The sequence below is a fragment of the uncultured Stenotrophomonas sp. genome, from assembly GCF_963519925.1.
Taxonomy (GTDB): domain Bacteria; phylum Pseudomonadota; class Gammaproteobacteria; order Xanthomonadales; family Xanthomonadaceae; genus Stenotrophomonas; species Stenotrophomonas maltophilia_AE.
In genome coordinates this window covers 1-13,152 of the sequence record NZ_CAUQPH010000106.1, presented here as the reverse complement: position 1 = coordinate 13,152, position 13,152 = coordinate 1, and the positions used below count along the sequence as shown (strand labels likewise).

The following is a 13,152-nucleotide window of genomic DNA, read 5'->3' as shown; positions in this document are numbered from 1 at the left end:
GTGGCCGCCCCGATCAGCAGCGAAGTGCCCACGCCGCCGCGGCCGGCCGCGCTGGCGGCATCGGCGGAGGCGCTGAGCCGCGCCCCGACGCGCTGGAACGGCGCCAGCAGATGATCGGCCAGGCGAGGCCACAGCAGCGCCAGCGCGAACAACGCCATCACCACCAGCGCCACCCAGCGCCCGACCTGGTTGGCCTGCGCCACCCATTGGCTGCCCACCGCGGCCAGGCTGGCCACCACCGCGAACATCAGCGCCATGCCGACCAGCAGCGGCAGGCCACTTCGCAGGAACGGGCGGTCCGAGCGGGCGAACACGAACGGCAGCACCGGCAGGATGCACGGGCTGAGGATGGTGAGTACGCCGCCGAGGTAGGCCAGGACAAGCAGAATCATTGAATGTTCCTTATCGGTATTGCCGGGCCCTGCCCGGCTGCGTCAAGCATCCAGCCGGGCAGGCCCGGCGCTACGTACGGTTCGGGATCCGCACGCGGGTCTCGTCGTCAGCGGCGATGAAGTTCATCGCCACGCCGTTCATGCAATACCGCAGCCCGGTCGGCCGCGGCCCGTCATCGAACACATGCCCCAGGTGCCCACCGCACCGCCGGCAATGCGCTTCCACCCGCAGCATGCCCAGCGTGGTGTCGCGGTCTTCGGCTACCGCATCGTGCAGCGGCGCCCAGAAGCTCGGCCAGCCGGTGCCGCTGTCGAACTTGGTGGAGGAGGAGAACAGCGCCAGCCCGCAGCCGGCGCAGCTGAAGGTGCCGCGCCGGTGCTCCTTGTTGAGCGGGCTGCTGAACGGTCGTTCGGTGGACTGCCGGCGCAGCACGGCGTACTGCGCCGGGGTCAGCTGCTCGCGCCACTGCGCATCGGTGCGCATCACTTCGAAGCGGCGCGAGGGCGCCGGCGCGGCCGGTGCGGTGCCACTGCAGGCGGTCAGGCCGAACAGGCCGGCAGCGGCGCCGATGGCGCCCATGCCAAGCAGCTTGCGACGGGTGCAGCGCATGGCCGATCTCCCACTCTGGAAACGATGGGGCCATGCTGCGCCCGGGCCGATCAACGAATCCTCACGCAGGGTTAAATTTTCCGTGACACATTCAGCTCCGGATCCGACCACAATGCGGCTACCTTCCCGCCACTCCCCCGCGTGCCGATGAGCAGTGCAAAACAGGTCCTGATCGTCGAGGACGATGTCCACATCGCCAACCTGCTGCGCATGCACCTGCGCGACGAGGGCTACGAGGTCACCCACGCCGCCACCGGCGACGACGGCCTGGCCCTGCTCGACGCGCAGCCGTGGAGCGCGCTGGTACTGGACCTGATGCTGCCGGGGGTGGACGGACTGGAAATCTGCCGGCGCGCGCGCGGCATGGCGCGTTACACGCCGATCATCATCACCAGCGCCCGTGCCAGTGAAGTGCACCGCATCCTGGGCCTGGAACTGGGCGCGGACGATTACCTGGCCAAGCCCTTCTCCATGCTGGAACTGGTGGCGCGGGTCAAGGCGCTGTTGCGCCGCGTCGAGGCGATGGCACAGAACGCGCGCATCGACGCTGGCGAACTGAACGTGGCCGGGCTGCGCATCGACCCGGTGGCGCGCACCGCGCAGGTGGAGGGCCGCGCGCTGGAGCTGACCCCGCGCGAGTTCGACCTGCTGTACTTCTTCGCCCGGCATCCGGGCCAGGTGTACTCGCGCATGGACCTGCTCAACCAGGTCTGGGGCTACCAGCACGATGGCTACGAGCACACGGTGAACACCCACATCAACCGGCTGCGCAACAAGATCGAACGCGACCCGGCCTCGCCGCAGCGCATCCAGACGGTGTGGGGCCGCGGCTACAAGTTGGTCGATGGCAGCGAAGGCACCCCGCCATGATCCGCCTCACCCTGTCGCAGCGCCTGTCGGTGGCGTTCTTCGCGCTGCTGCTGGTGTGCTGTGGCGCGCTGATGTGGATCCAGATGCGCAGCACCACCGTGCACGAGCAGGAAACCGTGCAGCGGCTGTCGCGCGGGCTGGCCGAACACATCGCGCGCAGTGGCGAGCTGATGGACGGTGGCGGCATGCGCAGCGGCGAGGTGCGCGCGCTGTTCGGTAAGCTGATGGCGGTGAACCCCAGCGTGGAGGTCTACCTGCTGGATGACCAGGGCCGCATCCTCGGCCACGACGCGCCCAATGGCCATCTCAAGCGTGACCGCGTGGACCTGGCGCCGGTGCAGGCGCTGCTGCGCGACGAGCCGCTGCCGATCCTCGGTGACGATCCGCGCAGCGCCAACGGACGCAAGGTGTTCAACGCCGCGCCGTTGTTCGTGCAGGGCCGGCAGGCCGGTTACATCTACGTGGTCCTGGTGGGCGAGCAGCGCGAGGCGCTGGCCGCCAACATCGCCGCCAACGCCACGCTGCGGACCACGCTGTGGTCGCTGGCGATCGTGGCGGTGATCGGCCTGCTGGCCGGCGCGGTGGCGTTCCGCTGGGTCACCCGCCCGCTGCGCCAGCTGACCCGCCGCGTGCAGTCCTTCGACGTGGATGCCGCCGCGCCGGCGCAGGCGCTGCCGCCCACCCCGCTGCGCGCCGGCGAACGCGACGAGCTGGCGATCCTGCAGCACAGCTTCGGGCACATGGGCCAGCGCCTGGGCGAGCAGTGGCAGCAGCTGCGCCAGCAGGACCTGCAGCGGCGCGAGCTGGTGGCCAATATCTCGCATGACCTGCGCACGCCGTTGTCGTCGCTGCACGGTTACCTGGAAACGCTGGCATTGAAGGACGCCACGCTCAGTCCTGAAGAGCGCCAGCGCTACCTGGCCATCGCGCTGTCGCAGAGCCACAAGGTGGGCAGGCTGGCGCAGGCGCTGTTCGAGCTGGCCCGGCTGGAGCACGGCGGGGTGGTGCTGGACCGCCAGGCGTTCTCGCTGCCGGACCTGGTGCAGGATGTCTTCCAGAAATTCGAACTGGCCGCGCAGGCGCGTCGGCAGACCCTGGCGGCGGAGATTCCTCCGGGCCTGCCGGGCGTGGATGCCGACCTGGCGCTGATCGAGCGGGTGCTGACCAACCTGCTCGACAACGCGATCCGGCATACGCCGGAAGGGGGGCGGATCACGGTGACGCTGCAGGCGGTGCAGGGCGAGGTACAGGTCAGCGTGGCCGACACCGGCCCGGGCATTCCGCCGGCGCGGCGCGAGGACCTGTTCCACACCCCGCCGGCGCTGGGCAGCGACCGCCCGGACAGCGGTGGCCTGGGCCTGCTGATCGTGCACAGGATCCTGCAGCTGCACGGCCGCGAGATCCGGCTGCTGGACAGCCGCGAAGGCGCGCTGTTCGTCTTCACCCTCCCAGCCGCCACGGCAGCCCGTCACCCGTAGAGCGTGGCAAGATGCCCCGGACCCCGGAGGTTTCATGCGCGCACTCATCTGCCTGGCCCTGCTGTCCACCGCTGCATCCACTGCCGCTCAATCCTGCCCTGACACATCGGCACTCGAACCCGCCCGCGCGGTGGTGCGCGACCTGCAGCGGATCACCACCCCGAATGGCATCCAGGAGCAGTACGCCACGCCGATTGGTGGGCTGCGGCAGTGGCTCACGATCCGTGGCGGAGACCGTGCCAATCCGGTGATCCTGTTCGTGCACGGCGGCCCGGCGAGCCCGGTGACGCCGAGCCTGTGGCAGTTCCAGCGGCCGCTGGAGGAATACTTCACGGTGGTCGACTGGGACCAGCGCGGCGCCGGCAAGACCTTTGCGGAAGCGTCGCCGGAGGCCATCGCGCCGACGCTGACGATCGAACGCTACGTTGATGATGCGATCGAAGTGGCCGAACACCTGCGCACGCACCTGGGCCAGCGCAAGGTGATCCTGGTGGCGCACAGCTGGGGCACCATCGTGGCGATGCAGGCGGCGCTGAAGCGCCCGGACCTGTTCCATGCCTATGTGGGGATCGGGCAGATCATCAACCAGGTGGAGAACGAGAAGATCAGCTTCGACTACGGGTTGGCACAGGCCAAAGCGCACGGCAACGCCAAGGCCGTCGCCGAACTGGAAGCGATCGCACCGTACCCGGGCAACACCCCGATCACCCGCGAGCGGATCATCACCGCGCGCACCTGGCCGCAGTACTACGGCGGGTTGACCGCATACCGCGATGATTCGAAGTACTACTTCGGCGCAGCCAAGCTCTCACCGGACTACACGGACGCGGATCGCTGCAACATCGACAAGGGCAGCGTGCTGTCGCTGGGGCCGTTGCTGCCGCAGATGCTGAAGGTGGATTTCAACCCGGTCACGCGCTTCCCGATCCCGGTGGTGATGTTCATGGGGCGCCACGACTACACCACGCCGAACGCACCGACCGAGCGCTGGTTGAACACCGTGCAGGCCCCCTTCAAGCAGGGCGTGTGGTTCGAACATTCCGCGCACATGGTGCCGTGGGAAGAGCCGGGAAAAACCCTGTTGAGCCTGGTGCAGATCGTGCGCCCGCTGGCGCGGTGACGTGGGCAAAAAAAAGACCCGACAGAGGGAGGGTTCTGTCGGGTCTTGGGCTTGCGTGGGGGGAGGGACCCACGCAAATTCCATTTGATGCATTGCAGCATACGCCGATCTTGGTGCATTGCAACAATAAATGCCCGAAACGGTCCAGATTTTATAAAACCGTTCAGGAACAACCGGTTGAAGTCCAGGCTCAACCCCGGTACCGACACCCGGACGTGCAGGTCTCATGCACCGTCACCTCGCTCAGCGCCGGCAGGCTGGGCTTGAGCTCGTTCCAGATCCAGATCGCCAGGCGTTCGCTGGTCGGGTTCTCCAGTCCGGGGATGTCATTGAGGTAGTGGTGGTCCAGGCGGTCGTAGATCGGCTGGAAGGCCGCTTTGACGTCGCCGAAATCCATGATCCAGCCGCTGTGTTCGCCGGGCTCGCCCTCGACCTTGAGCTCCACCCGGAACGAGTGGCCGTGCAGCCGCGCGCACTTGTGGCCGGGCGGCACGTTGGGCAGGCGGTGGGCCGCTTCGAGGGTAAAGACTTTGAAGATTTCCATGCCCACATTGTAAGGCCTGCCGCCCGATCGATCGTGCCGCGGACGGAATGGTTGCAAACAAAAACATATCCATCCGGATGAAGCGATGTTATCTTTCGTTATATCCGCATGAAGCGATGTTATTGGCCCGTTAACGGCCTGGCATGGATTACTGCGGAACTCGTCGTCCACCACCCCCATTGAGTTCATGCCCAAGCACACCCTTCTCGTGGCGGCCCTTGCCGCCGCCCTGGCTACGCCTTTGCCTGCGTTTGCCCTTGATACCGCCGCGGCCGCCGACGTGGCCAGCCCCGATACCGCCGCCGGCGACAGCAAGACCCTTGCCGCGGTAAGGGTGACCGGCTCCAACATCAAGCGCACCGACACCGAGACCGCCAATCCGGTGCAGGTGATCGGTCGCCAGGAGATCGAAGCGACCGGCAAGGCCACCGTGGCCGACCTGCTGCGCTCGATCTCGGCCAACACCGGCAAGGCCAACAACGAGACCACCAACAATGGCTGGGCCTCGGGCTCGGCCGGCATCGGCCTGCGCGGCCTGTCGCAGAAGAACACCCTGGTGCTGCTCAACGGCCGCCGCCTGGCCAACTACGGCTTCCCGGCCGGTGGCCTGTCCGACACCTTCGTCAACCTCAACGCGCTGCCGATGGTCGCGGTGGAACGCATCGAGGTGCTGAAGGACGGCGCCTCGGCGGTGTACGGCTCGGACGCGGTGGCCGGCGTGGTCAACATCATCACTCGGCAGAACTTCGAGGGCGCCGAGCTGGGCGGCAGCGTCGGCACGGCCGACCAGGGCGGGCTGGACGAGCAGAACCTGAAGTTCATCGGTGGCATCGGCGACCTGGACACCGACGGCTACAACATCCTGGTCAGCCTGGAAGGCTACAACCGCGAGCGCCTGGACCAGGACCAGCGCGACCTCACCAGGTCGGGCATCTACACCGACAAGCCCGGCGGCCGCTGGAACGGCTGGTCGGCGAAGGGCGCCCGCTTCCTGGTCAACGGCACCTCGGTGCCCATGCTTGATGCCAACGGGCAGTGCCCGGACAACACCACGCTGGTGCCCAGCGCGCCGATCGACGGCCTGCCCGGCAATACCTGCGGCTTCAACCTGGCCCCCTACACCACCCTGATTCCGTCGACCAAGCGCTACCAGGCCTACGTCAACGGCACCTTCAAGGTGAACGACAACGTCGAAGCCTTCGGCGAAGTGATCTACAGCGAGATCAAGGGCGTGTCGTGGTTCGGCAGCAGCCCGTTCTTCACCCTGGAAAGCGGCCGCTTCGCACTCAACGCCGATACCGGCCTGGCCGAACCGGTGTCGTCCAACCTGCCGGCCAGCAGCCCGTTCAACCCGTATGGCCGCGCGATCCCGATCGAGTACACCTTCTTCAACCTCGGCCCGACCATCAAGACCAACCGCTCCACCGCCTACCGCGGCGTGGTCGGCCTGCGCGGCAGCCTGCAGGACTGGGACTGGGAAGTGGGCGCGTTCGGCGCACGCAGCAGCGAGCGCGAAACCGTCTCCGGTGGCTTCGCCAACCGCTTCACCCTGGCCGACGCGTTGGCCACCGGCAGCTACAACCTGCTCGATCCGTCGGCGACCCCGCAGGCGGTCCTCGACAGCATCAACCTGAGCACGCTCCGCCCGGCCGAATCGGTGCTGCAGGGCGTGGACGCCAAGATCTCCGGCGGACTGGGCAGCACCTGGGCCGGTCCGATCGGCTTCGCCGCCGGGCTGGAATGGCGCCGCGAGAAGCTGGATTCGGAAAACCCGTGGCAGATCGACGCCGGCCTGCAGATCCGCCCGGCCATCGCCGAAGTGCACGGTGAGCGCAAGGTCACTGCCGCCTACGCCGAAGTGAACGTGCCGCTGGCAGAGCGCCTGGAACTGCAGGCCGCCGCGCGCGCCGACCATTACAGTGATTTCGGCGACGCGTTCTCGCCCAAGCTGAGCCTGCGCTGGCAGCCGTTCGACATCCTGCTGGTGCGCGCCGCGGCCTCGAAGGGGTTCCGCGCGCCGTCGCTGTCGGAGAACTCCAACAGCACCAGCATCGCCTACGGCAGCGTGATCGATCCGCGCGATCCGGACGTGCCCGGCTCGCGCCAGAACCCGACTTTCTTCACGGTCGGCAACAACGACCTCAAGCCCGAACGCACCAGGAGCTACAACCTGGGCGTGGTGCTCTCGCCGTGGTCCAACACCAGCCTGAGCGTGGATTACTACCGCATCGAACTGGAGAACCTGGTCGGCACCAACAACACCCAGACCCTGGTCACCAACGACGTGCCGGGCGCGGTGACCCGCGATGAGCGCGGCAAGCTGCTGGCAGTGTTCAACCGCTACCAGAACCTGAGCGAGCTGAAGACCTCCGGCTTCGACGTGGAACTGCGCCAGCGCTTCCCGACCGCAGCGGCGGGCGACTTCTCGCTCTCCACCGCCTTTACCCACGTGCGCGACTACAGCCGTCCCACCGTGGTCGGCGGCCCGTTGGTGGACTACGCCGGCAGCAACCTCGGCGCCACCCTGCCCAAGAACAAGGCCACCACCACGCTGGACTGGAGCTACGCCGATTTCCGCACTGCGCTGACCTGGTACTACACCAGCGGCTACGACCAGAAGGCCAGTGCAGCAGCCACGGCCGTGCAGGACCGGGTGGATTCGTACAGCCAGTTCGATCTGTACCTGGCCTACACCGGGCTGGAGAAGCTGACCCTGTACGCGAAGATCCAGAACCTGGCCGACGAGGAACCGCCGTACGACGCCTCGTTCCCGGGCATCCGCGCGCCGTACGACTTCAGCCAGTACGACCTGCGTGGTCGTTACTTCACCGTCGGCTTCGATTACCGCTTCTGAGAGAGGGGTTGCTGTGTCCTTGTTCCGTGTTTTCCCGCGCCCCATCACCTGGCTGGTGGGCGCGCTGTGGCTGCTGGCCCCACCGGCGTTCGCACAGAGCGCGTATTTCTTCCCGAAGGGCGGCGATTTCGATCCGGCCATTCCCACCCCGCAGCAGTTCCTGGGCTACGAGATCGGCAGCCGCTACACCCGGCACGACCAGCTGGTGGCCTACTTCAATGAGCTGGCCAGACACTCCGACAAGATCAAGGTCGAGCAGATCGGCACCAGCTACGAAGGCCGCCCGCTGATCATCGCCACGGTCACCGCGGCGCAGAACCAGCAGCAGCTGGACACCCTGCGCCGCCAGCACGTGACCCTGGCCGATCCGGCGCAGCCGCTGTCGGCGGCGGGCAACAGCCCGGTGGTGGTGTGGCTGGGCTACAGCGTGCATGGCAATGAAACCTCCAGCGGCGAAGCCGCGCTGCTCACGGCCTACTACCTGGTGGCCAACCGCAGCGCCGAAACCGCGCAGTGGCTGCAGCAGGCGGTGGTGCTGTTCGACCCGGCACAGAACCCGGACGGGCGCGACCGTGCCGCCAGCTGGCACAACGCCTATGCGTCGTCGCCGGCCTCGGCCGACCCGGCCGACAAGGAGCACGTGGAGCCGTTCCCGCAGGGGCGCACCAACCATTACTTCACCGACCTCAACCGCGACTGGCTGGCGCTGACCCAGCAGGACACGCGGCCGAAGATCGCGTACTTCCACCAGTGGTATCCGAACGTCCAGATCGACTTCCACGAGATGGGCAAGGACAGCACCTACTACTTCGAACCGTCGCCGGCGAGCATGCACAGCCCGCTGCTGCCGGCTTCGTCATACGAGTTCAACAAGACCCTCGCCAAGTACCACGCGCAGTCGCTGGATGCGCTGGGCTCGCTCTACTACACCGGGGAAAACTTCGACAACTTCTCGCCGGTGTACGGCTCTACCTATCCGGATTTCCACGGCGCAGTCGGCGTTACGGTGGAGCAGGCCAGTTCGCGCGGGCGCGTGCAGGAATCGGTGAACGGCCTGCTGACCTTCCCGTTCACCATCCGCAACCAGGTCGCCACCGGCCTGGGCACCGTGCGCGGTGCGGTGACCGAGCGCGACGGGTTGCTGAAGCTGCAGAAGGAATTCTTCCAGTCCGCGCTGAAGCAGGCCAGCCAGCAGCCGGTGAAGGCCTTCGTGTTCGGCGATGCCAAGGACCCGGGCCTGACCCGGCGCCTGCTCGACCTGCTGCTGCAGCACCAGATCACCGTGCAGGCGTTGACCGCGGCGGTCACCGTGGACGGCCAGCGTTTCGAGCCGGGCAGCGCCTACGTGGTGCCGACCGCCCAGCCGCAGTTCCGCCTGGTGCATTCGATCTTCGCCGACACGCCGCCGATCAAGGGCGACGTGTTCTACGGCAGCACCTCGTATGCGATCGCCCCGGCGTACGGGCTGGCCTTTGCCGGCAGCCGCAGCCGCGTGGCCGGCGGTGAGCGGATCAGCAGCCTGCCGCCCGCACAGGGCGGCGTGGTGGGCGGCCAGGCCGGCTATGCCTACGTGTTCGACTGGCGCGACTACAACGCCAGCCGGGCTCTGTACGCACTGCAGGCCAAGGGCATCCTGGCACGCGCCGCGTTCCAGCCGTTCACTGCGGGCACCGCTAGCGGCGAGCAGGCGTTCGCGCGCGGCAGCGTGGTGATCCCGGTCGCCGGGCAGACCCTCGACGGGGAAGCGCTGCGCGTCGCCGTGGACGAGGTCGCGCGCGCCAGTGGCGTGGTCGTGCACGCATTGGCCAGTGGCCAGAGCCGCGGCGGCATCGACCTCGGCAGCGACAGCGTCAAGTCGCTGCGCAAGCCGGCGGTGGCGCTGGTGATGGGCGAGGGTGTCAGCGCCACCGAAATCGGCTCGGCGTGGTTCGTGCTGGACCAGCAGGTGCAGTTGCCGGCCAGCAAGCTGGACCCGGCGCAGCTGGGCAAGGTCAACCTGGACCGGTACACCACCATCGTGCTGTCCGGCGGTACCTACAGCGGCGTGGATGCCGCAGCGGTGGCAGCGCTCAAGCGCTGGATCAATGCCGGCGGCTCGCTGGTGACCTACGGCAGCGCGGCCAAGTGGGCGATCGAGCAGAAGCTCAGCGATGAAGTGCTGGGCGCGGAAGAGAAGGAGCCGGATGGCGCGCGCCGTGCGTTCGGCGACCAGCGCGACATCGCCGCGATTGAGCGGGTCAGCGGCAACATCCTCAGCGCCGATGTCGATACCAGCCACCCGCTGGGCTTCGGCCTGCCGCGCAACCAGCTGGCCGTAAACAAGGAAAACGGGATCAGCTTCAAGCCGAGCCGCAATGCGTTTTCCACCGTGGTCCGGATCGACGACAGTCCGCGGGTGAACGGCTACCTGTCCGAGAACAACCGCAGCCGCGTGGCCGGTGCCGCCTGGCTGCTGGTGTCGCCGCAGGGGCAGGGCAACGTGGTGCTGTTCGCCGACGACCCGGCGCACCGCAAGTACTGGCACGGTACCGAGCGGATCCTGTTGAACGCGGTGTTCTTCGGCAACCTGCTCAACCCGACCAAGCCGCGCGGGTGATCGCGACGGGGGCGCCAGGCGCGCCCCCGTGGCCGGCATCCGGCCGCCTTGCCCTGGCCAAGGACGCGGACGATGGCTACACCACCGCCGCCAATGGCACGGTCAGCACCCCGGCATGGCGGACAAGGCCGACGGCTACACCGTGCTGGACCTGTTCGGCAGCTGGAACACCTGCGACCAATGGCGGCTCAGTGCCGGCACCTACAACCTGACGAACCGTGAGTACTACCTGTGGCAGCGCGTGCGCGGTGTCTACTAAGGCAGCAACAACCCAGCATCGCGTGCGCTCTCAAAGGAGCGCACGCGCTCTGCGCAGCCCCTATTCCGTGTTACGCAGCAGCTGGGGGCTGATCTGTTTCACTGCGAACGTGGCGCCGGCGGGGGTCAGATGGACGATATCCAGATAGAACGTTTCACCGCTGTCTGCATCCGCGCGGGTAAGGCAGCCTTTTTCGTTGCAGAGTACTTCGGTCAGCGAGATATATTCGCTTCCGCTGGTCACAGCGACGTTCTTCAGGAATGCGTCTGCCACGGAAGTGCGGTAGTCAGCTCCTCCAGCGGCCTGCTCACCTTCTCCCATCCCGTACTTGGCGTAATCCAGACGCGGTCCCGGCGGGGTATGAAGCGGATCGTCGCGCCAGATATTGAATACGATCCGTGATGGCGTGTCCTTCCAGGACGGAGGAGGGCCGAGCAGGACAACCCGTCGAACGCCAATCGATTTCAGCTGCGCAATGGTTCCGGCAAGCTTTGCGTTATCGTAGTAATGCCACATCGCGGAGAGCAGCACCGTATCCGGCTTGAGCTGCTCGATCTTGCCCATGGTCCAATCGTTGTTGAACCTGCAATCTGGATTCGGCGCATCGTAGTCCATTATCGGCGGGCAGGACGACGAGGTGAACTGCGCCAAACGCATCTTGCCCGAGCGCTCTTGCAGGTGGCGCACGCCGGTGTACATCGACGCAGCAGAAGAATCGCCCCAGAGCACCCACAGCGCTTGGTTGCCACCATCGACGCACTCCGGCGCATAGCGTTCTGCGTTGGTGCCGAGCTCCATGAAGCACACTTGATGGCGCAGCGCGGCCCGGTACCCCTCGAGGTCGTACTCGGTGGCGCGTTTGACGATTTCCGGATACCGCGACGGAAGCCCTTCTTTCTTCCAGATTAAAAGGCCGGAACCCGCTATCGCCGCCATGCCGAGCAGTAGGCCCAGCACCTTCAATCCGCCTCGGGTCGGAGAGCGCAACGGACGCTCCACCAGGCGCCAGGTAAGCCATGCCAGTCCTACGCTTGCGAGCAGAAGGCCGGCACGCTCCGGGGTACCGAGCGAACCGTAGGCGTTCCCCGCCAGCGTCAAGAGAGGCCAATGCCAAAGATAGAGTGGATAGCTGATCAGCCCGATCCAGACGAACGGTCGGCTGGCAAGCAGCCACCGCGCTACCGGCGTGTTTGGCCCGGAAGCGATCAACAGCGCGGTTCCCACGGTAGGAAGCAGGGCACGGAAGCCGGGGAACGGCATGCTGGAGTTGATCCAGACCAGGCTGATCGACAGCAGCCCCAACCCTATGAACGAACATGCCGACCGCATGCCAGTGGCCAATGCCGGGGTCGACCGCACCCGCAGGGAGCTCAAGCAGCTAATCCACCAATCGCGTTCACGCGCACCCGAAGCCGAACTCCAGTGTGCAAGCATCCCGCCGATCATCAGCTCCCATGCGCGCGACAGGGGCGAGTAGAAGGCGGCAGTGGGGTTATTCCCCTGGAGGTGCAGGTTGATCAGGAAAGAAATCGCTGCCGTGGCGATGATGAAAGGCATCAAAGGCAACCGGGCGCGCCAAGCGGCCCAGAGCATCAAAGGCCAGGCCAGGTAGAACTGCTCCTCGATGCCCAGCGACCATAGGTGAAGCAGGGGCTTGCTTGCCGATGCCTGGTCGAAGTATCCCGCCTCGCTCCACAGGACAAGGTTGGAAATGAAACCGGCGCCGCCCGCAGCGTGCTTTCCCAAGTGCGCAAAGTCTTCGGCCAACATTGCCCGCCAGCCGAAAATCAGGCAGGCGGTAAGCACCAACAACAGCGCTGGAAAGATTCGACGCACTCGCCGGGCGTAGAAATCGGCGATGGAAAAGCTCGAACGACTCAGTCCGTCGATGATGACGCGAGTGATAAGAAAGCCAGAGATTACAAAAAACACGTCCACCCCGACGAATCCGCCGGGGAGCAGGCTGGGGAATGCGTGGTATAGCAGCACTCCCACAACTGCGATGGCACGGAGCCCATCGATGTCAGGGCGGTAGCCTCCATGCGCATCGTGGCGCCCCCAGGCGGGCCACAATGTTGAAACAATTCCTTTGGACACTGTTATTCCTACGTTGATGGGGTGGATGAATTCACGGAATAATAACGCTTGCAGCATGCAAGGTCAGCAAAGTTATTCTGAGAGGCACATTGCCTGGGCGCTCAATACAAAAAGGGAACGGCGATCGCCGTTCCCTTTTGATTTGACGCGTGTATTGGGCACTCAGCCAGCGCGACCCCCGCCCTGGCCGCGCCCACCACCGCCACGGCGCTGGCCCTGCGGCTGGCCGCCGCGCGGGGCACCGTTGCCGGCACCTCGGCCTGCACCACGACCGGCACCGTCACGCTGGCCACCGGTCTTGGCACCGGCATGGGCGTGGCGCGGCGCATCGC

The 13,152-nt window shown here is 66.4% G+C and carries 9 protein-coding genes and 1 pseudogene; 6 read left to right on the top strand and 4 right to left on the bottom strand.

Annotated features, from left to right (window positions below; genetic code table 11):
- Both RWO33_RS15400 and msrB read right to left on the bottom strand, forming a co-directional pair.
- Nucleotides 1-392: pseudogene (locus RWO33_RS15400) on the bottom strand (cytochrome c biogenesis protein DipZ); the annotation flags it as partial.
- Nucleotides 393-462: 70 nt separating this feature from the next.
- Entirely contained in the window at nucleotides 463-1,002 is a 540-nt protein-coding gene (gene msrB, locus RWO33_RS15395) for a peptide-methionine (R)-S-oxide reductase MsrB (RefSeq protein WP_314105978.1), read from the bottom strand.
- A gap of 147 nt (nucleotides 1,003-1,149) precedes the next feature.
- Here msrB and RWO33_RS15390 point away from each other — a divergent pair, with 147 nt between their 5' ends.
- Genes RWO33_RS15390 through RWO33_RS15380 form a run of 3 tightly spaced genes read left to right on the top strand, consistent with a single transcriptional unit; the run spans nucleotide 1,150 to nucleotide 4,470 of the window.
- On the top strand, nucleotides 1,150-1,872 hold the full coding sequence (locus RWO33_RS15390; protein ID WP_314105976.1) for a response regulator transcription factor: 723 nt from the start codon (nucleotides 1,150-1,152) through the stop codon (nucleotides 1,870-1,872).
- The gene (locus RWO33_RS15385; protein ID WP_314105975.1) at nucleotides 1,869-3,350 is read left to right on the top strand and encodes a HAMP domain-containing sensor histidine kinase; all 1,482 of its coding nucleotides are present in this window, start codon (nucleotides 1,869-1,871) and stop codon (nucleotides 3,348-3,350) included. The genes RWO33_RS15390 and RWO33_RS15385 overlap by 4 nt, the downstream gene beginning before the upstream one ends.
- Nucleotides 3,351-3,384: 34 nt before the next feature.
- The gene (locus RWO33_RS15380; protein WP_314105972.1) at nucleotides 3,385-4,470 is read left to right on the top strand and encodes an alpha/beta hydrolase; all 1,086 of its coding nucleotides are present in this window, start codon (nucleotides 3,385-3,387) and stop codon (nucleotides 4,468-4,470) included.
- Nucleotides 4,471-4,660: 190 nt separating this feature from the next.
- Here RWO33_RS15380 and queD read toward each other — a convergent pair whose 3' ends face one another.
- The gene (gene queD / locus RWO33_RS15375) at nucleotides 4,661-5,014 is read right to left on the bottom strand and encodes a 6-carboxytetrahydropterin synthase QueD (RefSeq protein ID WP_314105970.1); all 354 of its coding nucleotides are present in this window, start codon (nucleotides 5,012-5,014) and stop codon (nucleotides 4,661-4,663) included.
- A gap of 187 nt (nucleotides 5,015-5,201) precedes the next feature.
- On the opposite strand from queD, the gene RWO33_RS15370 reads away from it, so the two are divergent.
- The 3 genes from RWO33_RS15370 (at nucleotide 5,202) to RWO33_RS15360 (ending at nucleotide 10,723) form a co-directional block, all read left to right on the top strand.
- Nucleotides 5,202-7,868 carry a TonB-dependent receptor gene (locus RWO33_RS15370; RefSeq protein ID WP_314105969.1) on the top strand — a complete coding sequence of 889 codons (2,667 nt, stop codon included), beginning with the start codon at nucleotides 5,202-5,204 and terminating at the stop codon, nucleotides 7,866-7,868.
- A gap of 19 nt (nucleotides 7,869-7,887) precedes the next feature.
- Nucleotides 7,888-10,464, top strand: a complete 2,577-nt coding sequence (locus RWO33_RS15365; RefSeq protein WP_314105981.1) for a M14 family zinc carboxypeptidase — start codon at nucleotides 7,888-7,890, stop codon at nucleotides 10,462-10,464.
- Nucleotides 10,465-10,579: 115 nt separating this feature from the next.
- A complete protein-coding gene (locus RWO33_RS15360) occupies nucleotides 10,580-10,723 on the top strand; it encodes a TonB-dependent receptor (protein ID WP_314105968.1) in 144 nt (47 codons plus the stop codon).
- Between the two features lie 60 nt (nucleotides 10,724-10,783).
- Here the strand turns inward: RWO33_RS15360 and RWO33_RS15355 are convergent, their stop codons facing one another.
- Nucleotides 10,784-12,877: an acyltransferase family protein gene (locus tag RWO33_RS15355; protein WP_314105966.1), complete on the bottom strand. Its 2,094-nt coding sequence runs from the start codon at nucleotides 12,875-12,877 to the stop codon at nucleotides 10,784-10,786.
- Nucleotides 12,878-13,152 lie beyond the last annotated feature (275 nt).